Source organism: Gemmatimonadota bacterium (genome assembly GCA_040388625.1).
Classification (GTDB): Bacteria; Gemmatimonadota; Gemmatimonadetes; order Gemmatimonadales; family Gemmatimonadaceae; genus Fen-1247.
The window spans coordinates 167,090-192,064 of record JAZKBK010000004.1 but is presented as its reverse complement, the minus strand read 5'-3'; the positions used below and the strand labels follow the sequence as shown (position 1 = coordinate 192,064).

Annotated in this window: 25 protein-coding genes; 22 read left to right on the top strand and 3 right to left on the bottom strand. The window is 62.7% G+C overall.

What is annotated here, in order from left to right:
- Positions 1-40: 40 nt before the first annotated feature.
- Both V4529_09405 and V4529_09400 read right to left on the bottom strand, forming a co-directional pair.
- The gene (locus tag V4529_09405) at positions 41-412 is read right to left on the bottom strand and encodes a hypothetical protein (GenBank protein ID MES2358545.1); all 372 of its coding nucleotides are present in this window, start codon (positions 410-412) and stop codon (positions 41-43) included.
- On the bottom strand, positions 409-1,911 hold the full coding sequence (locus V4529_09400) for a HAMP domain-containing sensor histidine kinase (protein ID MES2358544.1): 1,503 nt from the start codon (positions 1,909-1,911) through the stop codon (positions 409-411). The genes V4529_09405 and V4529_09400 overlap by 4 nt, the downstream gene beginning before the upstream one ends.
- Positions 1,912-1,979: 68 nt before the next feature.
- On the opposite strand from V4529_09400, the gene asnS reads away from it, so the two are divergent.
- Positions 1,980-3,281, top strand: coding sequence for an asparagine--tRNA ligase (gene asnS / locus V4529_09395; protein ID MES2358543.1), 1,302 nt, complete (start codon positions 1,980-1,982; stop codon positions 3,279-3,281).
- A 68-nt stretch (positions 3,282-3,349) separates the two neighbouring features.
- Here the strand turns inward: asnS and mazG are convergent, their stop codons facing one another.
- On the bottom strand, positions 3,350-4,126 hold the full coding sequence (gene mazG / locus V4529_09390) for a nucleoside triphosphate pyrophosphohydrolase (GenBank protein ID MES2358542.1): 777 nt from the start codon (positions 4,124-4,126) through the stop codon (positions 3,350-3,352).
- A 14-nt stretch (positions 4,127-4,140) separates the two neighbouring features.
- Between mazG and alr the strand changes: the two genes are divergently transcribed.
- From alr to nusB, 21 genes are all read left to right on the top strand, one after another.
- Positions 4,141-5,229: an alanine racemase gene (gene alr, locus V4529_09385; GenBank protein MES2358541.1), complete on the top strand. Its 1,089-nt coding sequence runs from the start codon at positions 4,141-4,143 to the stop codon at positions 5,227-5,229.
- Positions 5,230-5,236: 7 nt separating this feature from the next.
- The gene (locus tag V4529_09380) at positions 5,237-6,409 is read left to right on the top strand and encodes a phosphopentomutase (GenBank protein MES2358540.1); all 1,173 of its coding nucleotides are present in this window, start codon (positions 5,237-5,239) and stop codon (positions 6,407-6,409) included.
- Positions 6,406-6,810, top strand: a complete 405-nt coding sequence (cdd, locus tag V4529_09375) for a cytidine deaminase (GenBank protein MES2358539.1) — start codon at positions 6,406-6,408, stop codon at positions 6,808-6,810. The genes V4529_09380 and cdd overlap by 4 nt, the downstream gene beginning before the upstream one ends.
- Complete coding sequence (locus V4529_09370) at positions 6,807-8,099, top strand: hypothetical protein (protein ID MES2358538.1); 1,293 nt, start codon at positions 6,807-6,809, stop codon at positions 8,097-8,099. Before cdd ends, V4529_09370 begins: the two co-directional genes overlap by 4 nt.
- On the top strand, positions 8,096-9,235 hold the full coding sequence (locus V4529_09365; protein ID MES2358537.1) for a hypothetical protein: 1,140 nt from the start codon (positions 8,096-8,098) through the stop codon (positions 9,233-9,235). Before V4529_09370 ends, V4529_09365 begins: the two co-directional genes overlap by 4 nt.
- A gap of 7 nt (positions 9,236-9,242) precedes the next feature.
- Positions 9,243-10,403, top strand: a complete 1,161-nt coding sequence (locus V4529_09360; protein MES2358536.1) for an ATP-binding protein — start codon at positions 9,243-9,245, stop codon at positions 10,401-10,403.
- 4 nt (positions 10,404-10,407) lie between these two features.
- Positions 10,408-11,736, top strand: a complete 1,329-nt coding sequence (gene miaB, locus V4529_09355) for a tRNA (N6-isopentenyl adenosine(37)-C2)-methylthiotransferase MiaB (protein ID MES2358535.1) — start codon at positions 10,408-10,410, stop codon at positions 11,734-11,736.
- Positions 11,737-11,823: 87 nt separating this feature from the next.
- Positions 11,824-12,990 carry a ComEC/Rec2 family competence protein gene (locus V4529_09350; GenBank protein ID MES2358534.1) on the top strand — a complete coding sequence of 389 codons (1,167 nt, stop codon included), beginning with the start codon at positions 11,824-11,826 and terminating at the stop codon, positions 12,988-12,990.
- Positions 12,957-13,394, top strand: coding sequence for a DUF4157 domain-containing protein (locus V4529_09345; protein MES2358533.1), 438 nt, complete (start codon positions 12,957-12,959; stop codon positions 13,392-13,394). The genes V4529_09350 and V4529_09345 overlap by 34 nt, the downstream gene beginning before the upstream one ends.
- Positions 13,364-14,392: a class 1 fructose-bisphosphatase gene (gene fbp, locus V4529_09340; GenBank protein MES2358532.1), complete on the top strand. Its 1,029-nt coding sequence runs from the start codon at positions 13,364-13,366 to the stop codon at positions 14,390-14,392. Before V4529_09345 ends, fbp begins: the two co-directional genes overlap by 31 nt.
- A gap of 43 nt (positions 14,393-14,435) precedes the next feature.
- A complete protein-coding gene (locus tag V4529_09335) occupies positions 14,436-16,037 on the top strand; it encodes a methylmalonyl-CoA mutase family protein (protein MES2358531.1) in 1,602 nt (533 codons plus the stop codon).
- 72 nt (positions 16,038-16,109) lie between these two features.
- Positions 16,110-16,526 (top strand): zinc ribbon domain-containing protein, encoded by a 417-nt coding sequence (locus V4529_09330; protein MES2358530.1) that lies wholly within the window; start codon positions 16,110-16,112, stop codon positions 16,524-16,526.
- Positions 16,523-18,139, top strand: coding sequence for an arginine--tRNA ligase (gene argS / locus V4529_09325; GenBank protein MES2358529.1), 1,617 nt, complete (start codon positions 16,523-16,525; stop codon positions 18,137-18,139). Before V4529_09330 ends, argS begins: the two co-directional genes overlap by 4 nt.
- 52 nt (positions 18,140-18,191) lie before the next feature.
- Positions 18,192-19,109: a PfkB family carbohydrate kinase gene (locus tag V4529_09320; GenBank protein ID MES2358528.1), complete on the top strand. Its 918-nt coding sequence runs from the start codon at positions 18,192-18,194 to the stop codon at positions 19,107-19,109.
- Positions 19,106-20,164 carry a phosphoribosylformylglycinamidine cyclo-ligase gene (purM, locus tag V4529_09315; GenBank protein MES2358527.1) on the top strand — a complete coding sequence of 353 codons (1,059 nt, stop codon included), beginning with the start codon at positions 19,106-19,108 and terminating at the stop codon, positions 20,162-20,164. The genes V4529_09320 and purM overlap by 4 nt, the downstream gene beginning before the upstream one ends.
- Before the next feature lie 18 nt (positions 20,165-20,182).
- A complete protein-coding gene (locus V4529_09310; protein ID MES2358526.1) occupies positions 20,183-21,193 on the top strand; it encodes a hypothetical protein in 1,011 nt (336 codons plus the stop codon).
- A gap of 4 nt (positions 21,194-21,197) precedes the next feature.
- Positions 21,198-22,217 carry a bifunctional diaminohydroxyphosphoribosylaminopyrimidine deaminase/5-amino-6-(5-phosphoribosylamino)uracil reductase RibD gene (gene ribD / locus V4529_09305; protein MES2358525.1) on the top strand — a complete coding sequence of 340 codons (1,020 nt, stop codon included), beginning with the start codon at positions 21,198-21,200 and terminating at the stop codon, positions 22,215-22,217.
- Between the two features lie 3 nt (positions 22,218-22,220).
- Complete coding sequence (locus tag V4529_09300) at positions 22,221-22,826, top strand: riboflavin synthase (GenBank protein ID MES2358524.1); 606 nt, start codon at positions 22,221-22,223, stop codon at positions 22,824-22,826.
- A complete protein-coding gene (locus V4529_09295) occupies positions 22,819-24,048 on the top strand; it encodes a bifunctional 3,4-dihydroxy-2-butanone-4-phosphate synthase/GTP cyclohydrolase II (GenBank protein ID MES2358523.1) in 1,230 nt (409 codons plus the stop codon). Before V4529_09300 ends, V4529_09295 begins: the two co-directional genes overlap by 8 nt.
- 44 nt (positions 24,049-24,092) lie before the next feature.
- Positions 24,093-24,572 (top strand): 6,7-dimethyl-8-ribityllumazine synthase, encoded by a 480-nt coding sequence (gene ribH / locus V4529_09290; GenBank protein ID MES2358522.1) that lies wholly within the window; start codon positions 24,093-24,095, stop codon positions 24,570-24,572.
- Positions 24,562-24,972 (top strand): transcription antitermination factor NusB, encoded by a 411-nt coding sequence (gene nusB, locus V4529_09285; protein MES2358521.1) that lies wholly within the window; start codon positions 24,562-24,564, stop codon positions 24,970-24,972. The genes ribH and nusB overlap by 11 nt, the downstream gene beginning before the upstream one ends.
- The last annotated feature ends 3 nt before the right edge of the window (positions 24,973-24,975 follow it).

Sequence of the window (24,975 nt, the reverse complement as noted above, 5' to 3'; positions counted from 1 at the left end):
TGTCTTACAGGGTTCTGACGAGTGCTGAGCTTCTTAGCTGCTACGGACGCGGGTTCGCCAGCCTTCTCTTGATGCGATCGAGCTCGGCGCTGACCTTCGCAAGTTGATCCTTGAGACTTGTGATCTCGGCGGCGCGCGCCTTCAACACTGAATCGGACACTGGCGGTGGCGGAGGCACGACCGCTGCCGCCGCAGCCGCACGTGCGGCACTCAGCTCACCCTCCAACCGAACCGAGTCGGCGAGGCACTGGACCTTGAGCGCTGACAGTTGCTGCTGAAGCGCGACGTTCGTCGCCGAATCAGTCGCGGCACGTTTCGCAACGATGTCGGGATTGTGCACGATGCGATAGCCGCACCCGGACGACGCGGCTGCGGCTGCAATTACAAGTGCGTAAACGCGGGCTTTCGTCATGAAGCGATCGTCTGGATCGGGAACTGCCCGCTCCTGCGAACGTCGGACGCTACCGGCATCGTGATCCGGAATGTCGCGCCCTGGCCCGCGATGCTGGTTGCTGAAATGCTTCCTCCGTGTGCTTCTACAATTTCCTTCGCGATAGCGAGCCCCAATCCGGTGCCCTTTGCAGAAGCCTTTGCCTGATTGTCCGCCTGATAGAACTTCTGAAAGATACGCGGTAGCTGCTCGGGAGGGATTCCCGCCCCGGTATCTCGGACCTCGATCACCACATCGTCGTTGTGCGCCTCGGCTGACAGCTCCACTCGACCGCCCCTCGGCGTGAACTTGAACGCGTTGGAAAGAAGGTTGCCCACGACCTCGCTCATTCGGTCCTCGTCCCAGCGGACTTCCGTGGGCAGGCTATCCGACCTGTCCACCTGGAAGTGAACGCTCCTCTGCATTGCCAGCACACTGAACGATGATTGCAACGTGTCCAGGAACCGCCCGAGATTGAGCTGGCGGCATTCCAGCGCGCCGCCGCCGGCCTCGAAGCGACTCACGTCGAGCAGTCTTCGGACCAGGCGAGTGAGGTTGCGCGCCTGGGCGGCGATCGTCTCGCAGACCTCGCGCTGCTGATCCTGCAGCTTTCCGTAGATGCCATCTTCCAGCAGCTCGACGTAGCCAAGGATGACGTTGATGGGGGTTTTGAGCTCGTGCGACGCAACCGAGACGAACTCGGCCTTCAGCCGGTCGAGCTGCGCGAGGCGGTTGGCCATCGCTTCGTAACTTTCCGACAATCGTCCGAACTCATCCTGTCTGTTGGGCCGGACGCTGAGCTTGCGCGTGAAGTCTCCGCTCGCAACTGCGTGCATTCCCGATTCGAGATCGAACACCGGTCGCGTGATCGATCTGATCAGCCACAGACTGATGAGACCCGCCAGCAGAATTGCGATTATCATCGCGGTGATCGCCGCGCGCTCCGCGGCGGCGGTATCGTCGGTCGCGGCGTTGACGCTATCGCGCGATCGTTCTCGCAACACCTGCTCGGAAGACCCTATCGTCTGCTCGATGATCGCGAATCGCGGACGCACCCACTGAGTCGAGATGACTTCCGCCGCGTCGTGCTTCGCCGCGCTGGAGCGCTCGTACTCCTCGTTCGCCAGCACACTCAGGGAATCGAGCGCGAGCCTGACGTTGACCGATGCAGACTTGAGCGAGAAATTGTCCAGCGAGTCGGCGAGCGTTCGCATGGTCGAGATCTGGTGCATCATGCGATCGTGCGTTTCCGGCGTCCCGACGTAGACCAACGCGTCTTCCGCGCGGCGAAGATCGTCGGTTCCCTGACGCAGACTTCCAATCAACAACGACGCCGCGAAAGCGCCGTTCCGTAGTTCAAGAGTTGTCTTGTGTACGCGCTCCAGCGAGCGCACTGCGACGACCAGCGGAAGCGCCAGTACAATCGCGATGCCAACCGTACCGATGGCAAGTCGGCGTCGAAGCGTAAGCGCAGGCATCATGCGTGGTTGCCTCGCTCCAGAAGGTTCGGTATTCTATTCGGCTGCCCACGACTCTCTCGAACGCCCAAATGTCATCCCAGTATCAAACGATTTCCAGCCTGCCTCACCACATTGGCGAAACGGTGCGTGTACGCGGCTGGGTAGCTCACCTTCGATCCTCCGGGAAAGTTGCCTTCATCGTCCTGCGTGACGGAAGTGGCACCCTGCAATGCGTCGTTGTTCAGAAAGTAGTAGGCGACGCAGCCTGGGGAACCTTCCAGTCACTTACCATCGAGACTTCGGTCGAGATCGACGGCGAAGTTCGTGCCGACGCGCGGGCACCGGGTGGCGTCGAGGTGGGGGTCACAAATATGACGGTCCTTGGGACGAGCCCGAGCGATTACCCGATTCAGCCCAAGGAGCACGGCATCGATTTCCTGTTGGATCACAGGCACCTTTGGCTGCGCAGTCCGCGACAGGTTGCGATCGGGCGGGTTCGCGCCGAGTTGGAGCAGGCGCTGAACGACTTCTTTTACGAGCGCGAGTTCGTACGTGTGGATACGCCCATTCTGACGAGCGCAATCGGCGAACGAAGCGGGTTGTTCTCGACGGAGTATTTCGACGAGGGCAATGCCTATCTCGCGCAGACCGGCCAGCTCTACGGCGAGGCCGCGGCTGCCGCGTTCGGGAAGATCTACACCTTCGGCCCGACGTTCCGCGCGGAGAAGTCCAAGACCCGGCGTCATCTTACCGAGTTCTGGATGCTCGAGCCGGAGATGGCGTTCTTCGACTCCGCGGACAGCATGCGCTTGCAGGAAGAGATGATCGAGTACGTGGTGCGCCGCGCCGTCGAGCGTTGCGTGAGCGAGCTGGCGCTGCTCGAGCGGGACGTCTCCAGGCTCGAATCGATCCGGGCGCCGTTTCCGCGCATCGACTATACCGACGCGGTTGCCACTCTGCAGACCAAGGGCAGTGAGGTGAAGTGGGGCGATGATCTCGGCGCGGAAGACGAGTCGCTGCTCGTTGCCGACTACGACCGGCCGATCTTCATCGTCAACTACCCCAAGGAAGCCAAGGCCTTCTACATGAAGGAGAACCCGGCAGACCCGCGCACTGTCCTGTGCAGCGACATGCTGGCGCCCGAAGGTTACGGCGAGATCATCGGCGGGTCGCAGCGCGAGGACGACTATGACCGCATGGTGCAGCGGATAAAGGACGAAGGGCTACCGATCGAGGCGTACGACTGGTATCTCGACCTGCGCCGCTACGGGACGTTCGTGCACTCGGGATTCGGACTGGGTCTTGAGCGATTGGTCGCCTGGGTGTGCGGTATTCCGCACATACGCGAGGCAATCGCGTTCCCGCGTACGATGTATCGGTTGCGGCCGTAAAAACGGGTTCGCGTTACGTGGCGTTTATAGGGGCAGGCATGGGGGCCTGCCCCTACGACGTCCGCGTATCAACTGCTCTTTACCTCATCCCATAACGCATCCAGCTCGGCCAGCGACGCTTGCCCGACCACGATACCACGCTCGCGCGCGAGCTGCTCGACCTGCTCGAACCGGTGCTGGAATTTGAGGTTCGCGCGGTCCAGGGCGAGCGATGCGTGGACGTGAGCCTTTCGGCACAGGTTGACGCACGCAAACAGCAGGTCGCCGAGCTCTTCGGCGATGCGCTCGTGCGCTTCATCATGGACGGGTGCTGCGCCGATTGGACGCTCGGGTAGCTCTTCCAGAAGCTCGCGGGCTTCTTCCAGCTCCTCGCTGACCTTTTCCGCTGCGCCGTGCCAATCGGGCCAGTCGAAGCCAACGCCAGCGGCCCGATCCTGCAATCGCTGCGCGCGATGAAGCGACGGCAACGCAACCGGCAGCCCATCCGCCAGCGACTCACGACGTTTCGATTTCATCCGCTCCCATGGCTCCTTCGCGCCCTCGCCGTAGAGATGTGGATGCCGTCCCTTCATCTTGGTTATCAGTGCGCTCGCGACGTCGCTGAACGTGAATGCGCCCCGCTCCTCCGCAAGCACGGAATGGAAGAGCACCTGCAGCAGGACGTCGCCGAGTTCCTCGCGCATGAGCGGGTCGTTCTCCGTCTGGATAGCCTCATCCAGCTCGTGCGCTTCCTCGATCAGATATGGCCGAAGCGTCTCATGCGTCTGTGCCGCATCCCAGTCGCAGCGCTTGCGCAGATCGCGCATCAGCTCCAGCGTGTCATCCAGTCCAACGTCACGTGACATTATCTTATAAGGCTGTGGAAGAAACCCTAATATACCCGCTGCCTGCGCGCGCCTGGCTCGACGTGAGCATTGCGGCACTGCGCCAGAATGCCGCCGAGCTGCAGCGTCGGACGGGGCTTCAGCTGATTCCGATGGTGAAGGCGAACGCCTATGGCGTTGGAGTCGCCGGCGTGGTTGGCGCGCTCGAATCACTGGCGCCGCTTGCGTACGGAGTGGCGACGGTCCGTGAAGGCGAACAGCTCCGCAAGCTCGGGATTGTTCGTCCTGTCGTCGTGTTCACTCCGCTGCTCGCCGCGGAGTACGAGCGCGCAGCGACTGCGGATCTCACACTCGCGCTGGGCGACGCTGATTCGATCTCGGCATGGGCACGCGCGGGGAAACCGTACTATCTCGCAATCGATACCGGAATGAACCGCGCCGGCGCGCCCTGGCGTGACGTCACGGCCCTGCGCGATGTCGTGCGCAAGTCCCCGCCGGTTGCCGCATTCACGCACTTTCATTCTGCCGAATCGGACAGCCAGTCCGCACAGGAACAGGTCGCTCGCTTCCTGGATGCGATCGCGAAGCTTGGGGTCGACATCCCGCTACTCCATGCGGATAACAGTGCCGCCGCGGCGCGCGGGGTGGATGGCCGCGGGCGCTGGGGCGCCATACGGCCGGGCGTCTTTCTGTACGGCGTGGGCAGGGGACTGGGACTGGATGCCCGGCACGTCGTGAGTCTGCGCGCCCGCATTGTGGATATCCGGTGGATCGAGCCGGGCGACACGGTCAGCTACGGCGCGACGTACAGCGCAAAGCGCCGAGAGCGGATCGCAACGGCTTCTGTCGGGTATGGCGACGGCTACCCGCGCGCTGTGTCTGATCGTGCGACGGCGATGTTGCACGGAAGGCGGATCCCCCAACGCGGACTGGTAACCATGGACATGACGATGTTCGATGTGACGGACGTGCCATGCGAGGTGGGCGACGTCATCACTCTGATCGGTGGTGACGGCGGGGCGGAGCTCACTGTCGAAGGGATGGCGGGACTGGCCGGAATGTCGCCGTACGAGCTTCTTACCGGGTTTGCCGAGCGGTTGGACCGCCGGTATCTGGAGGGCTGACGAGCCGATGGCGCGACGCGCGGCGATAATCGTCCTCGACGGGGTCGGCATCGGTGAGGCTCCGGACTCGGCGGCTTACGGTGATGCCGGCAGCGATACGCTTGGGCACGTGATCGAAGAGATGGCCCCGGAACGACTTGAGAACCTACATGAGGCCGGCTTGGGTAACATCCGCCCCATAAACGGGTTAGGACCAGTCCCTCAACCTGCTGCCGCCGTGGGCGTCATGTCGCCGAGAGCTGCGGGAAAGGACAGCACCACTGGCCACTGGGAAATCGCCGGAGTCACGGTCCGGGTGCCGTTCCCGACCTATCCTGCCGGATTCCCGGCGCCGCTGCTCGCGGAGTTCTCAAGCCGCACCGGACGTCGTGTGATCGGGAACGTCGTAGGCAGTGGCACTGATGTGATCGCCAGATTCGGGGAGGAGCAGCTGCGCAGCGGCGCGTGGATCGTGTACACCTCCGCCGATTCGGTCTTCCAGATCGCAGCGCACGAGGCGGTTGTTCCACTGGCCGAGTTGTACGCCGGATGCGAAGCAGCGCGAGCGTTGCTCGTGGAGCCCAACAATGTGTCGCGGGTCATCGCGCGGCCGTTCGTGGGCGAGCCGGGCGCCTTCAGCCGGACAGCCAACAGGCGGGATTTCTCGGTCCAGCCACCGTCGGAGACGCTGCTCGATGCGCTTGCTGCCGCGGGGATCGAGCGGAGCGGGGTCGGCAAGGTCGACGACCTTTTCGCCGGCCGGTCGATCAAGTCCAGGCACACGTCTGGAAACGCCGAAGGAATTCGTTTGATCCAGCAGTGGCTCGGAAGTACGGCCGATACCGGGTTTCTCTTCGCCAACCTTGTAGATTTCGACCAACTTTACGGCCACAGGAACAACGTACCGGGCTTTTTTGGAGCGCTGCGGGAATTCGACGCGGCGCTTCCGGCGCTCAGGCGTGCCCTTCGCGAGGAAGATCTGCTGTTTATCACCGCCGACCACGGCAACGACCCCACAACTGCTTCGACCGACCACGCGCGTGAGAACGTTCCTGTTCTCGTGTTCGGTTCCGCGGTTCGCACGGGCAATACGATCGGGCACCGCGCCACCTTTGCGGATCTCGGCGCAACGGTCGCGGAGTGGTTCGGGCTGGAATTCCGCGGCGCGGGAACTTCGTTTCTGATGCAGGTGCTGCGTTGAGCACAAAGTCTCTCAGGAATGTCGCGGAGGACGCGCGCCGGAACGCATACGCGCCCTACTCGCATTTTCACGTCGGTGCAGCTCTCCGGAGCAGCGCTGGAAACGTGTATGGCGGGGCGAACGTCGAGAACGCCTCCTTTGGTGTAGGGATCTGCGCCGAGCGATCGGCACTCGTCGCGGCAGTCACAGCAGGCGAGCGCAATTTTGCTGAACTGGTGCTGGTGAGCGACGCCACGGAGCCGGCTGCGCCGTGTGGCGTGTGCCGGCAGGCGCTGTCGGAGTTTGCTCCGGCGCTACGTATAGTGAGCCACGGGATGAACGGGCAGACCGCCGAATGGTCGCTCGCGGATCTTCTTCCGCACCAGTTCAAGCTGGATGAACCGAACCGATTTACGGAGTGATATTGAAGAGATGGAGTATTAGCCGCGTCGGTGCGGCAGTCGCCGTCGCGACCATGATCGCTCTCGTGGCGACCGCGTGTACGGAGAAACTGGACAGCTCGGCGGGTTGCCCGCTCACGTGTGTCGATCAGTCAGTGCAGATCACGACCGTGACGCTCGACGCGGTCAAGGTCGACTCGACAGTGCTCGGCGGGCTGGGCAAGGGAACCGAGCCCGAGATGCTGCTTGCCAGTCGCGGCGATACGCTGGACACGCGCGTCATCATCAGGTTCGATACGCTGCCGTCGAGAACCGTCACGAGCGCGACCGATACCGGTGTTCCGATCAATTACGCGGACAGCGCGATTCTGCGGATGTACGTGGACAGTGCTGCATTCAAGGTGGGTGTTCCGGTAACGGTTTCCGTGTACGATGTCGATGACACATCGGCTGTGGATGATACCTCGGCCGCGGCAGTGGCTCCGCTCTTCACGCCGGCACGCCTCATCACATCGACGCAGTTCGCGCCCGGCACGCTCGTGGATTCGATTCGAATACAGCTGCCGACGGCGTTCGTTCTTGCCAAGGCGCAGGCACGGGCACGATTGCGATTGGGACTGCAGGTTTCTGCGTCAAAGTCGGTGGAGTTCCGTGTTTTATCAGGCGAATCGGGATTCTCGTCGCGGCTCTCGATGCGCGTTTCGAAGGACACCAGCGTCCATCCGGTGGTGATGCCGCCGTATTCACTCACTCCGGTGGACAATCTCTCCATCGCACAGAGCGTCGCCGACTTCACGATCGTGGTGAAGGGGACGCCACCGCCGCCCCCGGGAACTCTCACGGTTGGCGGATTGCCCGGTACGCGAGCGTATCTGTCGTTCAACATTCCTCCATCGATCTCGGACTCGTCGCTCGTGCTTGCCGCGACGCTCGTTCTCACGCAGCAGGCGAGTGCGTCTCCCGATCCTACCGACTCCATGGCGATACAGCCGTACCTCGTACTGGCCGGTCCGGGCGTCGTCGATCCGTCAAAGGCGGCGCAGATAGTGGCGCCTGTCACGGTGCTGGGATTGTCGCCACTCCGAACGCCTCCGGGAACGTCTGGCGTTCGTGAGGTTCAGATCGGACCCGCGTTCAAGTACTGGGCAGTGCAGACCGCGGCTGAGCTACCGCGCGCGATAGTGCTGCAGAGCCTTCAGGAAGATTTTTCCGCACAGCAGGCATTCTTCTATTCATCGTCGTCGGATCCGACGTTGAGGCCGAAGCTTCGCATCAGCTACACACCTCGTGCCCGGATTGGCGTTCCATGAGTAAGAGATTCTTGATTGCCGTGGTTGCCGCCACTGCTCTGACGGCCTCCACGCTCCACGGTCAGGGATCGCTCAGCTCTCAGGGCCTGGGCTACCCTCCGGGTGAGCTCAGCACGCGCGCGCTTGGCACCGCCGGCGCGCTCGGCGAGATAGACCCGCGGTCCCCGATCAATCCTGCCGCGCTCGCCATTCGGACCGCGGCGCAGGTGTACGCGCAGTACGATCCCGAGTTCAGGACAATTACGACGAGCGGGCAGTCATCGTCGACGACTCTGGCGCGGATGCCAAACATCGGCGGTGTGCTTCCGTTGAATGGGCATTTCGTGCTCGGCATCTCCGCATCCACGTTCCTGGACCGCACGTGGGAAACGTCACGTGCCCGGTCGCAGGTTTTTGGCAGCGACACCGTCGCATTCAACGAGACGCTGAAGAGCGAGGGTGCGATCACCGACGTACGGCTCGCGTTGGCGTACGCCGTCAACGCTCGCCTGCGATTCGGAGTCGGCGTGCACACGTTCCCGGGGTCAATGCGTCTCACGTCCAACGAAATATTCCCGGACACGACCAAGTTTCAGAACATCACACAGCTGAACCAGGTGAGTTTCTCGGGGAAGGCAGTATCAGTCGGAATGGAAGCCGCGCTCCTGCCGACGCTTAGCATCGCGCTCAGCGGACGGAAGGGCGGGACGGCAAAGATGTTCGCTAACGATTCGCTGCTTACCACGGGCACCATACCAACGCGGTATTCGGGCTCGCTCGCGTTCACCGGGATTCCGGGAACGATGGTCGCGGCCCGCGCATCGCACGAGACGTGGAGTCAGCTCGGTGATCTGAGTTACGCCCACACGCGCGCTGTCGACGCGAATGACCTGAGCCTGGGCGTCGAGTCCAGCGGTCCGCGTCTCGGGGGCGGGTTCCCGCTCCTCATGCGGCTCGGCGTGCGACGGAGAACGCTTCCGTTCGCGGTTGGAACGTCGGCAATCCAGGAGACATCGTTCGGCGGCGGCATCGGAATCCCCATTGCATACGACCGCGTGACGCTGGACATGGCGCTGCTGCACGAGTCACGCACTGGAGTCACGGGCGTGAGCGAGCGTGGCTACAACCTCAGCTTCGGGCTGCAGGTGCATCCGTAAACGACGAATGGACACCGAGCAGGAGCCGCCTCTCATTCTCGTCGCCGATGACGTACCGGCGAACGTGGAGCTTCTGTTCGACCAGTTGCAGACGCTTGGTTTCCGCACTGTGGCTGCGGTCGATGGGCCGAGCGCGATCGCTGCGTGCATCGAGTATCACCCGGATCTGTGCATACTGGACGTGGCGATGCCGGCGGGCGAGCTCGGTGTCGATCATCGGTCCACCGGATTCGAAGTGTGTCGCCGCCTCAAGCGTGACCCGCGGACTGCTCGCATTCCCGTGATCTTCGTCACTGCGCTCAATGACACGACGGATCGTGTGAAGGGCATCGAGGCTGGCGGCGACGATTTTCTGACCAAGCCGCACAACCGTCTCGTGCTCGGCGCGCGCGTACGCAGTCTGCTCAAGCTCAAGGCCGCGACCGATGCGCTGGAAGACAGCTATCGCAAGTTGCGCGAGCTCGAGAAGGTGCGCGACGATCTCATGAAGATGATCGTTCACGACCTCAAGACTCCGCTCACGTCGGTGCTGGCGACGCTCGAGATGGTTGGTGACGGCGACTTCGGTGCCGTCTCACTCGAGCAGCGCAAGGCGCTGAGCGACGCCGAGACAAAGGCGGAAGAACTGCTCGGCCTGATCGGCGATCTACTCGAAGTCGCGAAGGTCGAGGAGACCGGAATCGTGCTCGAGCGCCAGGAAATCGCGCCCGGTGCATTCATCGCGGAGGTTCTCCACGAGTGGAACGTACGCTTCACTCAGGAAGGTGCTTCCGTGGTAACTTCGATCTCCGAGGACGCAGCTACGTTCGAGGCGGACAAGCCGCTGCTCAAGCGGGTGTTCTCCAACATCCTTCAGAATGCGCTGACGCATTCGGGGCGTGCGATCGAGTTGCGAGTCACCGCGCGCGGCGAGGACGACGGCGTGCTGTTTGGAATCCAGGACAACGGGCCAGGAATTCCGGAAGAGTTTCACGATCTGATATTCCAGAAATTCGGGCGCGTCAAGGCGGGCCATGTGCCACGAGTGCGTAGCTCGGGACTCGGGCTCGCATTCTGCAAGCTCGTCGTGGAAGCGCACGGCGGACGCATCTGGGTGCGGAGCGTCATGGGCGAGGGAAGCACGTTCTACGTTCAGCTGCCGACACACCCGCCAAAGGAATCTCGTTAAGCGCATGACCAGACCCACTGTTTACATAGAGACGTACGGCTGCCAGATGAACGTGAGCGATACCGAGCTCATGCTCGGCAAGCTCACGGCTTCCGGTTACGACGCGGTCGATGGCCCCGACGGCGCCGACGTGATTCTCATCAACACCTGCGCGATTCGCGACCACGCGGAGCAGCGGGTGATTGGGCGTCTTGGTGAGCTCAAGCGACACATGTCACCTACCGCAGTGATGGGAGTGACTGGGTGCATGGCTCAACGGCTTGGCCCGAAGCTGCTCGAGCGCACGCCGCATGTGAGCATCGTGATCGGCCCTGACGGATATCGTGCATTGCCGACTCTGATCGATAACGCGCGCCGTGGACTCAGGACGACGGCGACGGACTTCGACATGGAAGAGCATTACGAGGATTTCAAGCCGCGCCGGTTCGACAAGGTGAAGGCCTGGATCCCGGTGCAGCGCGGATGCGACTACCGGTGTACGTATTGCATCGTTCCGTACACGCGCGGTCCGGAGCGCAGTCGCGCGCTTGCGGACGTCGTGCGTGAGACCGAAAGCGTAGTCGCGGACGGGATGTCGGAGGTCGTGCTGCTTGGTCAGACAGTGAATTCTTACACCGACGGCACGTACGACTTCGCCGATCTGCTTCGCGCCGTAGGGCGTGTCGATGGGATTCGTCGCCTTCGCTTCACGAGTCCGCACCCCAACGACTTCAGCGATCGCGTGATCGAGGCGATAGCGACCACGCCAGCAGTGTGTGAACACGTGCATCTTCCAATGCAATCCGGATCATCGCGCACACTCAAACGGATGCTGCGACGCTACACGCGAGAGTCCTATTTCGAATGTGCAGCAAGGTTGCGCGCCGCGGTTCCGGGGCTCGCGCTGACTACCGATATAATCGTCGGATTCCCGGGCGAGAGCGACGATGAATTTGCGGAGACATTGAGCGCGGTTCGCGAGGTTGGTTTTGACGACGCCTACACGTTCAAGTTCTCGATGCGCGACGGCACTCCCGCCACGAGGCTGCCCGCCGAGATGGCAATCACGGACGAGGTGGCGAGCGACAGGCTTGGCCAGTTGATCGCGGTAGTCCGCGAAGGATCTCGCGCGCGCAACATGGCGCGACTGGGCGAGCGGCGTGAGGTACTGGTCGAGAAGGAAGCGCGTCGCGGAGGTTTGTTGCAGGCGCGGACGCGCGACTTCAAGACAGTCATCATTCCCGGCAGCGCCGAGATGATCGGCGAGTACGTGGACGTCGAGCTGACCGGGACTACGGGATCGACATTCACCGGAGTGGTAGTCCGTTCGCGCGAGCCGCTTCCGATGCGCTAATTCGCGTCAACGTGCGCGGGCGTGGTAACGCGCGCACGTGACTTTGGACGTACCATGTGCGATCTCAACGCCGAGTCGCATGTGCCGATGATAATGTGGGTGCTCGTGTTCGTGCTTGGCGGGCTGGCGGCTGGTTATTCGCTTCCATGGCAAATCTCGCTCGGCGCTTGCGGTGCGCTCGCATGGCTGGCGGCGATTGATTTTGTGCCCTCAGCGTGCGTCCTGTACTTCGCAGCATCGTGCGCGATTGCCGCATCCGGGCCCCGGCCGCACACAGGTCCCGGATTCGCCGTCAAGCCGGACTCGACGGAGCTCGGAGAGAGGCTACGGCTGCGTGCGAGCCGTGCGATCGACTCTGCGTTTGCGCTCGATGCGCCCATCGCCAAGGCGTTGCTCGTCGCGGATCAGAGCGAGATTCCGCGCGACGTCAAACGGGCATACGCTGATGCCGGAATCGTTCACATGCTCGCGATCTCTGGGCTGCACGTGTCGATCGTAGCGGCGTCACTCGTACTGCTGCTCGGGATCGCGCGAGTACCGGGTCGGATCGGGTCGTTCATTACGGCTGCAACGATAATGGGCTACGTCTTCGTGCTGGGATTTCCCGCGCCCGCGTTGCGCTCGGCGGTGATGGTGTGCGTCGCGACGGCGTCGCACGCATGTCAGCGGCACTCGTCGCGGTGGAGTATTCTCGCGCTGGGCGGTATCGTTCCCCTTGTGAAGCCGGAGAACGCGCTGGACGTCGGGTATCAGCTCAGCATGGCCGGAATGGCGGCGGTGATAGCGGCCGGTGCCGTGGTGAAGCGTGGGCGGATTGCGCGACTGCGCGGATGGCGTCGAGGAGTAGTGCAGTCGCTGGTCGTCTCCGGTGTGGCGACGCTCGTCACGGCGCCCCTCGTCGCATGCTGGTTTGGCCGTCTCAGCCTGATTGGTCCCCTCACCAATCTCGCAGCTGATCCCGTTATTGCAGTCGTGCAGCCAGTTCTCTTTCTCGCGCTGGTGTTGGCGCCATGGCCAGCAGCAGCGCGCTTCGTCGCGCTGGCAGCTCATCCGTTGCTCGTCGCATTCGAGGCGATTGCGAGGTTCGCGGCCTTGCTGCCTTACGCTGCCGTGGCGGTCACCATGTCGCCGCTCGGCGTTCTGTTGTCGATGATCGCCGCCGCGGGCGTGGTCGTCGCATGCACAAGTCGTTTTCCCGGGCGATCCATGGCCGTTGCGACTTGCGCGACCTGTTTGACGGTGTGGCTGGCGTGAACACCGGCGTCCACTCAGCGTTGCGCGCGATGCTTCGGGAAACTATCGGTATGCCCTTTGCGCTTCCGCAGGACGTGATCTCTGCGTTTCCCGAATTGGCATCGGTGTCGTGGCGGCGGGGGGGCTTTCCGCTGCGTGTTGGCGGATGGTTTCTCGGCCGCAGCTCGGTTGCCGGGATCACCTTTGGCAGCACGGTCTTTCTGTCGCCGGCCGAGCCGCCTTCAGTCCGGCTTCTTCTTCATGAATTGGGTCACGTTCGCCAGTACCGGCGGGACAAAACATTTGCCATACGTTACCTTTGGGAATCCGTGTGCCGTGGCTATTCGCGGAACCGTTTCGAAGTAGAGGCCGATCAGTTCGCCGAGGAGGTGTTATGGTCAAGCACACAGCGACGTCCGTCGTAACAATCGAGCGCTACATAATCGAGCAGGAACACCTGTATCCCGAAGCTACGGGTGAGTTGTCCGGGTTGCTTTACGACATCGCGCTTGCGGCCAAGATGATCGCCAACAAGGTCCGCATGGCCGGTCTGGCTGACATAATCGGCGCCACCGAAAACCACAATGTTCAGGGCGAGATTCAGCAGAAGCTGGACGTACTCGCCAACGACATGATCATCAAGGCCCTGGATCACAGCGGCCGCCTCTGCGCCATGGCCTCGGAGGAAGAGCCCGACATCATCCAGATTCCGGACAACTTCCGGTGCGGCAAGTACTGTCTGCTGTTCGATCCGCTGGACGGCTCGTCCAATATCGACGTCAACGTTCCGGTTGGGACCATCTTCTCCGTTCTGCGCAAGATCACGCGCGGTGCTCGCGGGGAGATGGAGGACATGCTGCAGCCGGGTCGCCGGCAGGTTGCAGCGGGCTACGTGATTTACGGCTCCAGCACGATGATGGTCTACACCACGGGTCAGGGAGTGCACGGCTTCACGCTGGATCCGCAGATCGGGGAATTTCTGCTGTCGCACCCCAACATCAGAATTCCGGAGCACGGCAGGTATCTCTCCGTCAACGATTCGTACGAACAGGTGTGGGACGAAGATGTCCGCGCGCTGATGCGGCGCTACCGCGGCCTCGACGGCATGCGTGACCCGATGAGCGTGCGATACGTGGGATCGCTCGTCGCCGATTTCCATCGCAACCTGCTGGGCGGCGGCCTGTTCGCGTATCCTGCCAATGAGAACAACCCGCGCGGGAAGCTACGCCTGCTCTACGAAGCAAACCCGCTCGCCTTCATCGTCGAGCAGGCAGGTGGACTCGGCAGCAACGGATCGATTCGCATTCTCGACGTCGAGCCGACAGAGCTGCATCAGCGGACTCCGTTGTTCATCGGCAGCAAGCAGGACGTGATGACGGCAGATCTGATGTTGTCGCGCCGCGTGCTCGCAGAGCAAGCGTAATTATCGAACCTCGCTGTTGCGTGACGTTTCCGGACGGCCGCCGATGAGCGGCAAGGAAGTCGATTCCGGCCGCGAGACTCCGTCCGGAATTCCGGTTGAGGCAGTGTATCGCCCAGCGGATGCCGCCACCGATTACGATCGCGACCTGGGCGATCCCGGCAAGTATCCGTTCACTCGCGGCGTTCAGGCGAGCATGTATCGCGGGCGCTTGTGGACGATGCGGCAGTACGCCGGATTCGGTACTGCGGAAGAGACGAACACGCGCTTTCGCTTGTTGCTGGAGCGCGGACAGACCGGCCTGTCCGTCGCGTTCGACCTTCCGACGCAGATGGGTATCGACTCCGATTCCCCGCGAGCGCTGGGTGAAGTGGGGCGTGCGGGAGTCGCCATCGACACGGTCGAGGACATGCACGCGCTGCTGGCGGATCTCCCGCTGGAGACGGTTTCGACGTCGATGACGATCAACGCGACAGCAGCGACGCTGCTTGCCATGTACATCGTCGTTGCGGAAGAGCGGGGAATAGCGCGCGCGGTGTTGAGCGGTACGATCCAGAACGATCTGCTCAAGGAATACATCGCGCGTGGGACGTACATTTATCCTCCGGGTCCAAGCCTCGACCTGATCGCGGACATCTTCCGCTTCTGCGCCGACGAAGTGCCCCGCTGGAATCCCATCTCGATCTCCGGCTACCACATCCGCGAAGCTGGCGCGACTGCGGTGCAGGAGCTCGCGTTCACCTTCGCAAACGCGATCGAGTACGTGAAACGCGCGATCTCCGCCGGACTCGAGATCGACGCCTTTGCGCCGCGTCTGTCGTTCTTCTTCGCGTCGCATAACGATCTGTTCGAGGAAGTCGCGAAGTTCCGCGCTGCCAGGCGCATGTACGCGCGAATAATGCGGGACAGATTCGGTGCACGCGATGCAAGCTGCAGAATGCGCTTCCACACGCAGACTGGCGGCGTAACACTGATGGCGCAACAGCCGCTGAACAACGTGGTGCGCGTCACCGTGCAGGCGTTGGCGGCGACACTGGGTGGCACGCAGTCGCTTCACACCAACGGATATGACGAGGCGTTGGCACTTCCCACCGCCGATGCTGCAACGCTCGCGTTGCGAACGCAGCAGATAATCGGATACGAATCCGGCATCGCCAACACGGTGGATCCGCTCGCGGGAAGCTACTACGTCGAGGCGCTCACCGACCAGTTGGAGGGCCGCGCGATGGATCTGATCGCGAAAGTCGATGAGCTTGGCGGTGCCGAGCGCGCAGTCGCGGCTGGATTCTTTCAGGAAGAGATCGCCCGCAGCGCATACGAGTTTCAGCTCAGGGTCGAAGCGGGCGCGACGACGATCGTCGGTGTCAACAAGTTCGCTGACGATGGCGAGCCGCTGGCCATACCGTCGCCCGATTACTCCGCACTGGAGCGCGAGCAGGTTCGGAAGGTCGCTGCTGTGCGAACGGCGCGCGACAGCACGCGCGTCTCCGAATCACTGGCAGCCCTGCGTGAAGCTGCAGGTCGAAAAGCAGGTGCCGATCGCCCGCTAATGCCTCTCATCATCGACGCTGTGCGAGCACGAGCGACCGTCGGAGAGATATCGGATACGCTGGCCGCGTGCTGGGGTGTCTACAACCCGGCGCTCTAAACTCTCCGCGTAACCGTTGAGGTAGCCCTCGCGGTCTCGTAAATTGAACGACTGCACCAACCCCCTCCTCAAGTGCCTACGTACGAGTTCACGTGCCCTCAGGGGCATGATTTCGACAAATTCTTCCGGTCCATGGCATCCGCTCCCACGGTTGTACCGTGCCCGGTATGCGGCGAGCCAGCAGAGCGCCAGATGTCGGCAGGCGCTGGACTCGTCTTCCACGGAACCGGGTTCTACATCACGGATTACGGCAAGGACGGTAAGAAAGATCAGAAGAGTGCCGGCCGCAGAACGTCCGAGTCCAGCAAGGAAGCCACCCCTGCGGCTTCCGCCGGCGAAGGAAGCGCCTCCGGTGGGTCTTCGGCGTCAGGGAGCGACTCGGCCTCGTCCGGCTCCAGCCCCACGGAGGCAAAGTCGGGCGGCGACGCGCCGCCCAAGGCGCCCGAGACGCCAGCAAAGCCGGTGACTCCGACAAAGGCCTCGGAGTGAATTTTTCTGATCGCATTCGCGCCGAGCTCAAGCGAGCGGCGCTGAGCATCGGCGCGCCCGAAGACGTCGAGCCGCTGCTGGAGCGTCCGCGCGACCCTGCGCTCGCCGATTGGGCAAGCAACATCGCGATGGTGCTTGCGCGTCCGCTCCGCCGCAAGCCAGCCGAGATCGCCGTTGCGATTCGCGACAATATCAACCTCGCGGACGCCGGCGTCGACCGCATCGAGATTGCCGGCCCCGGATTCCTGAATTTCCGGTTGGATCCCGGTGCTGTCGCGGCAAGAGTTCGCGACATCGTCGTCGGCAACGAGAATTACGGTCGTGTATCCGACGGTGGCAATGCTCCGGTCGTCGTGGAGTTCGTCTCTGCAAATCCAACTGGCCCGCTGCACGTCGGCCACGGCCGTCAGGCTGCGCTTGGCGATGCCATCTCGTCATTGCTGGAGTGGACCGGGTGGAACGTTTCGCGCGAGTTCTATTACAATGATGCCGGCGTTCAGATCGACAATCTCGAGCTGAGTGTGCGCGCACACATCGACGCGAAGGGCGGCGAAGCGGCGATTCCGGCCGGCGGATACCACGGCGACTACGTGCGCGAAATTGCGTTGCGCTTCGATGGCGCCATGGACGAAGGCGTCCGGCAATTCGCTGTTCGCATGCTGCGTGCAGAGCAGGACCTCGACATGCAGGCGTTCGGTGTGAAGTTCGACACGTATTATCTGGAGTCCAGTCTCTACACCGATGGCAAGGTACAGCAGGCCGTGGACCGTCTCATCGAGAATGGGCGGACGTACGAGAGCGACGGTGCGCTCTGGCTCCGCACGGTCGAGTACGGTGATGACAAGGATCGCGTGATGCGTAAGCGCGACGGAACATTCACGTACTTCGTGCCGGACGTCGCGTACCACCTCACAAAGTGGGAGCGAGGCTTTACGCGCGCGATCAACGTGCAGGGCGCCGACCATCACGGTACTACGACGCGCGTGCGCGCCGGGTTGCGCGCCCTGGATCTGGGGATTCCGGAAGGTTATCCCGAGTACGTGCTGCACCAGCTCGTAACCGTGGTGAAGGATGGCGAGGAGGTCAAGATCTCCAAGCGCGCCGGAAGCTACGTGACAGTTCGCGACCTTATCGACTGGGTCGGGCGCGACGCGGTGCGCTTCTTCTTCCTGATGCGGAAGGGCGACAGTCCACTGATCTTCGACGTCGATCTCGCTCGCAGGCAGTCGGATGAAAACCCGGTCTACTATCTGCAGATGGCGCACGCTCGAATGAGCGGAATCTTTCGTGTTGGCGAGATCGACGCGTCGCAGATGGATATGTCGTCGGTCGATCTCAGCGCGCTGACGGAGCCGGAAGAGCAGGCACTCATCAAGCAGCTGATCGATTTTCCGGCCGAGGTCCGCGGCGCTGCCGCAGCCCTGGAACCGCACCGCATCACGTCGTACGCGCTGGAAACCGCACGACTCGCTCATCAGTGGTATCACAAGCATCACGTTCTTGGTGAGCCTGAGCCGATCATGTCTGCCCGTCTTGCGCTGGCTCGCGCCGCGCAGATCGTGATCCGCAACACTCTGCACCTCCTGGGCATCGCTGCCCCGGAGCGCATGTGACCACTGACCAGATCGCAAGCGGTACGCTGTCAATAACTCTCACACAACTCTGATGTCCGTCCTCGTCGTTGGATCGGTCGCGCTGGATTCCGTCGAAACGCCGTTCGGCAAGGCCGATGACGTGCTCGGCGGCTCCGCAACTTTTTTCTCCGCCGCCGCGAGTCATCTGACCAGCGTGCAGGTCGTCGGTGTCGTTGGCAACGACTATCCGATGGCGCGTCTGCGCGAGCTCGAGGAGCGCAATGTCGACCTGGGAGGAATAGAGCAGGTCGACGGCCGCTCGTTCCGGTGGCGCGGACGTTACCGTCACGACCTCAATTCCGCCGAGACACTCGAGACGCATCTGGGGGTGTTCTCGAATTTCGAGCCGAAAATTCCCGCGCGCTTTGCCAAACCCGACTTCCTGTTTCTCGCGAACATCGATCCGCGACTGCAGCTCGCTGTACTCAAGCAGGTCGAGCGTCCGCGCCTCGTCGCATCCGACACGATGAACTTCTGGATCGAGAGCCGGCGGCCCGAGTTGATCGAGCTGCTCGGACACGTGGATCTCCTGACGCTGAATGACGCAGAAGCACGTCAGCTCACGGAGCAGAGCAACCTCGTGCAGGCCGCGCGGTGGATAATGGCGCACGGCCCCAAGCACGTGATCATCAAGAAAGGCGAGCACGGCGCTTTTCTGTTCCGCGAGAACAACATCTTCTTCGCACCGGCGTATCCGCTGGAGTCGGTGTTCGATCCCACAGGGGCGGGCGATTCCTTCGCCGGTGGCTTCATCGGTTATCTCGCACGCACGGGCGATCTGAGCGACGCCAACATGCGGCGCGCGGTGATCTACGGATCGGCGATGGGGTCGTTTGCCGTGGAGAAGTTCTCGATCGAACGGCTGATGACAGTTACGCGCGCGGAGCTGGACCAGCGCCTGCACGCGTTCAAGCAGTTGGTTGCATTCGAGGAGGATGTGAGCGCGTGACGAGTGATCCGCGCGTCAACGCGAACGATGCAGGTGCGCCGCTCGACTACCGCGCGGCCGGCGTCGACATCGATGCCAGCGATGACGCCAAGCGCCGGATAAGGAAGCTCGTCGAATCGACGTACACCGCTGGTGTCCGCGGCGCGTTCGGAGCGTTCGGCGGGATGTTCCGCGTTCCTACGGACGTCGCGAAGCCACTCCTCGTCGCGTCCGCGGATGGTGTTGGCACCAAGACCAAAGTCGCGATCGAAGCTGGACGGCACGACACTGTCGGACACGATCTCGTCAATCACTGCGTGAACGACATCCTCGTGCAGGGAGCAAGACCTCTCTTCTTTCTCGATTACGTCGCGTTCGGCAAGCTCGAGCCCGCGATCGTGGAAGCCGTGGTATCGGGTGTTGCAGCCGGCTGCAATGAAAACGCTTGCGCGCTGCTCGGCGGCGAGACGGCGGAGATGCCGGGTATCTACACGCCACCGGACTACGATCTCGCGGGTTTCATAGTCGGCTGTGTGAGCGAAGATTCAGTGCTCGGCCCCGACCGCGTTCGCGACGGCGACGCACTTGTAGCTCTGGCAAGCACGGGCTTGCATACGAACGGATATTCGCTCGCGCGACGCATCGTTCACGACCGGATGAAGCTTCGGGCCACCGATGCGTTTCCCGGGATGGACGTGACAGTCGCCGATGCGCTGCTCGCCGTGCACGCGTCGTATCTTGCCGCGGTCGGTCCGGTACTGGATCGGGTGCACGCAATGGCACACATAACAGGCGGCGGTATTCCCGGCAATCTGGACCGCGCTCTGCCGCCCACGCTGGACGCGATCGTAAGCCTCGCCAGCTGGGAAGTGCCAGTGCTGTTCCGCGAACTGGGACGTGCGGGAGATGTCCCGGTCAGCGAGATGTTCCGATCGTTCAACATGGGTGTCGGGATGGTCGTGGTGTGTGACGGCAGCGAGGTAGCGCCAGTCATTCAACACGCAGCGCGCGCGGGAATTGCTGCATGGAGACTCGGCGAAGTTCGTCCGGGCTTCGGACGCGTTATTCTCGAATAGGTCCCGTCAGGAGAGTCAATGAAGCTCAAGTCATCGAATATCGGGCCGCTCATCGCGGCATTGTTGCTCGTCCCCTCTGTGCCGATTGCCGCGCAGACAACCGTGAACGCGCAGTGCTCTTCCGTCGTAACCCAGGATGCGTGCCAGAAGGCGATCGACGTCTTCCAGTATCTCGCGCCGCAATTGGGCGTCATCATTTCCGGTGGTAACGCGACGCTCGGCGTAGGCGGCACGCTCGGTGGCCTCGGTCACATCTACATCAGCGGGCGCGCGAACGTGGTCAATTCGAACATCCCGCGCGTCGACCAGGTCACACCTGCGACGACCGGTGCTCGTTCGGATGAATATCCGACACAGTCGCAGATTGCAGGCATCCCACAGGCCGACGTCGCGATCGGACTGTTTCGTGGACTTCCGCTTGGCGTTACGAACGTCGGCGGAATCGACCTGCTCGGCAGCGTCAGCTATCTGCCTTCACTCGATGCGTCCGGCGTGCATATCACCACACCGAACGGATCCGTGAAATTCGGTGGCGGTGTGCGCGTTGGAATCATTCAGGAAAGCATACTGTTCCCTGGGATCTCGGTCACGTATCTGCATCGCGGCCTTCCAACAGTCGACCTTGCAGCCAACGACGGCGGCGGCGACACGCTCAATCTCAAGAACATCGATGTCAACACCGATTCCTACAGGCTGGTTGCGAGCAAGAGTCTCCTCATGCTCGGCCTCGCAGCGGGCGTGGGACAGGACCGCTACAGCTCCAGCGCAACCGGAAGCGGCTACGTTGCTGCACGTGGCGTGGCGGGCGTGGGTACACCTGGCGAATCGCTCGGCCCGATATCCATGAAGCAGAAGCTCACCCGCACGACGTACTTCCTGGACGCGACACTCAACTTCCCAATCATCAAGTTCATAGGCGAGATTGGCCGCACGAACTCGGTAGACGTTCCGACGTACAACTCGTTCGCAGGCGCTGCCCCCGGCTCGGCTCAGACCTACGGCGCACTTGGCGTTCGATTCGGAATCTGAGCGCATGGCCGATGCGCGCGACGAACAGTTCATGCGTCGCGCGCTGGCACTTGCAGAGCGTGGCTGGGGACAGACTGCGCCCAATCCATTGGTCGGCGCAGTCGTGGTGCGCGACGGCGAAATAGTCGGTGAGGGGTGGCACGAGCGGTACGGCGAAGCGCATGCCGAGGTCAACGCGCTCGCGCGCGCTGGAAGTGCCGCACGGGCCGCGACGATGTACGTCACGCTCGAGCCGTGCAATCACACGGGCAAGACGCCGCCATGCTCCGATGCGGTGATTGCAGCGGGGATTGCGCGCGTCGTCATAGCTGCGCGCGATCCCGGCGCGGATTCTGGCGGTGGGGCGGAGAAGCTGCGCGCAGCCGGCATCGACGTCGAGGTCGGTTTGCTGGAGCATGAAGCGCGGGAGTTCAACGCGCCATTCTTTCACTCGTACGTGTCGGATCGTCCGTGGGTGACGCTCAAGCTGGCGCTCTCCATCGACGGCGCGATCGCGGACTCCAAGCGCACCCGAGCCTGGCTCACGAACGAGGAGTCGCGCGCCGAAGTCCATCGTATTCGCGCCAACGTGGACGCAATCGCCGTCGGGGCCACGACCTACGCCACGGACCATCCATCGTTGACGGTGCGTGGCCCGATCCAACCGAGAGTGCCGCCTGTACGCGTGGTCTTCGACCCAGACGCCAGGTTGTCGGCCGGTCGAACGTCCGTTCTAGAAGAAACGGACGCCGTTACGTTCGTTCGCGTGGCTGATCTTGCCGCATCGCTCCGAGCATTACGGGCACGCGGCATCCGCTCGCTGCTCGTCGAGGGCGGCGCATCACTCGCGTCGGCGCTGCTCGACGCGGAGCTGGTGGACAGGCTGGTTATCTTTCAGGCACCAATAGTATTGGGTGGAGGCGCGTTGGCGGCATTCTCTTCGACGTCGCCTCGCCGAGCGGAGAACGTCCGCCGGATCCCGGTACTGCGTCGCCAGGCCTTTGGCGACGACCTGATGACTATTTATGCCCTGCACGCTGTTTGAAGAATGTTTACTGGACTGATTGATGAGGTCGGAACCATCGACCGCGTCGCCGATACGGACGCGGGTCGGGAGTTTCGGATTCGTGCTGGTTACGAAGCCCTTGTCTCTGGTGAGAGCATAGCGGTGAACGGAGCCTGTCTCACGGTGCGAGAATCGGGCGATGGATGGTTCACCGCCGCGGCGATCGTCACCACGCTTGGCCGCACTGCGATCGACGGCTGGACTGTCGGCACACGCGTCAATCTCGAGCGCGCCATGCGGCTCGGCGACCGCCTCGGTGGCCACCTGGTCCAGGGACATGTGGATGAGGTCGGCGTCGTGCGCGAAGTACGGCGTGACGCCGATGCTCTCCTAATCGACATCGATGTGTCGGCTGACATGTTCGCGTCGTTCGTTCCCGTCGGCTCCGTCGCGGTGGATGGCGTCAGCCTCACCGTCAATGCTCTGCCGGCGGATCGCGTTCTTCAGATATCACTCATCGACTTCACGTTGCGCCACACCACTCTTGGCGATCTGCGCCCCGGTGCGCGCGTTCACATTGAAGCTGATATGATCGGGAAGTACGTGCGGCGGCTGTTGACCCCATATACGGAGACGGTCGATGCCTGAGTCCGAATTGCCTGAACCCAGATTTGGAACCATCGAGCAGGCGCTGCGCGACATCGCGGCGGGCAAGATGGTGATTGTAGCTGACGACGACGATCGCGAGAACGAAGGCGATCTGATCTGCGCCGCCGAACACATAACGGCTGAAGGCGTGAACTTCATGATTCGGAAGGCGGGCGGACTCATCTGTCTCGCGTTGACTGGCGAACGAGCCGATCATCTCGACCTTCCGCAGATGAGCGACTTCAATACCGAGGAGCAACGCACTGCGTTCACTGTCAGCATCGATGCTGCGCCTCGCTTTGGCGTCACGACCGGCATCAGCGCGCACGATCGCGCCGCGACGATCAGAGTCGCGGTGGATCCGAGCACGACACGTGGCGATCTCAGACGTCCGGGCCACGTATTTCCGCTGCGTGCACGCGAGGGTGGCGTGCTGCAACGCGTGGGTCACACCGAGGCGGCCATCGATCTTGCGCGGCTTTCCGGCATGCGTCCCGCTGGAGTCATCTGCGAGATACTCAACGAGGACGGAAGCGCGGCTCGGAGGCCACAGCTGGAGCTCTTCGCTCGCAAGCACGGGCTCACGTTCGTCACGGTTGCGCAGCTCGTCGCGTACCGCTTGCGCACCGAGCGACTGGTGCATCGCATCGCGGAGGCACGCCTTCCGACGAATTATGGCGAGTGGCGCATCATCGGCTATCGCAACGACGTCGATCAACACGAGCACGTGGCGCTCGTACATGGACATGTACTGGGCGAGTCGGGCGTGCTCGTCAGAATGCACTCCAAGTGCCTTACCGGCGACGTGTTCCACTCGCAGCGCTGCGATTGCGGCTGGCAGCTCGACACGGCGATGGAGATGATCCAGGCGGAAGGGCGGGGTGTCATCGTATATCTCGATCAGGAAGGGCGCGGCATCGGCCTGCTGAACAAGCTCAAGGCCTACCAGCTACAGGACGAGGGCAAGGACACCGTCGAGGCGAACGAGGCGCTCGGCTTCGGTCCCGACCTGCGCAACTACGGAATTGGCGCGCAGATACTGCTCGATCTCGGCCTGCGCTCGATGCGCGTGATGACGAACAATCCGCGCAAGCTCATCGGACTGGAGGGATACGGGCTCACGGTCGATGACCGAGTGCCGATAGTGCCACCGTCCACCAGCGAAAACGCGCATTATCTGAAGACAAAGCAGGCGAAGCTCGGGCATCTGCTCGCGTCGTAACTGCGACGGCCTGCAACTGCGTGCAACGCACCTAAACGAAATCAATGGCAGAGTTCAACGGAACACCGCGCGGCTCGGGGCGACGTGTAGTGGTCGTCGCGAGTCGCTTCAACGAAACGATCACACGTCCGCTCGTCGACGGTGCCCTGGAGGCGCTGGTCGCGCACGAGGTGGCATTCGACGACATCGATGTGGTCTGGGTGCCCGGCGCGTGGGAGCTGCCGCTCGCCGCGCGCCGCGCGCTCGAGAGCGGACGCTACGATGCGCTCGTCGCACTTGGCGCGGTCATCCGGGGCGATACACCGCACTTCGATTTCGTTGCGGGTGAGGCGTCTCGCGGCCTCGCGCTGGTGTGCATCGATGCCGGAATCCCGATCGGTTTCGGGCTGTTGACCTGCGACACCATGGATCAGGCGCTCGCTCGCGCTGGAGGCGTACACGGAAACAAGGGCTGGGATGCCGCTGTAGCGGCGCTCGAGACGACCGACGTCCTGGATCAGATCGAGCCAGCCGATGAGGGTTGAGTCGCGCGCGCGCTCACGCGCGCTGCAGGCGTTGTATGCGTGGGACATGCGCGATGGCACCGCTTTGGATCGCGTTGCGCAGCAGGTGTGGGACGACCTCGTCGTATCACAGGAAGAGCAACAATTTGCCGGATTCCTCGTTCGCATCCTGATGGCACGCGGCGAGGAGATCGACAGGTCGCTGAGTGCCGTAACGACGAACTGGCGGCTGAGCCGCATCGGCGCGATCGAGCGATCGGTGCTGCGACTCGCGATCGCCGAACTGTTGCAGGGCACCACGCCACCGCGCGTCGTGATCAAGGAATCAGTCCGGCTTGCAGAGCGTTACGGGAGCGAGCAGAGCGCGCGCTTCGTGAACGGAGTGCTCGACGCGTACGCGCGCCAGCAGGGTATGCTCTGACCG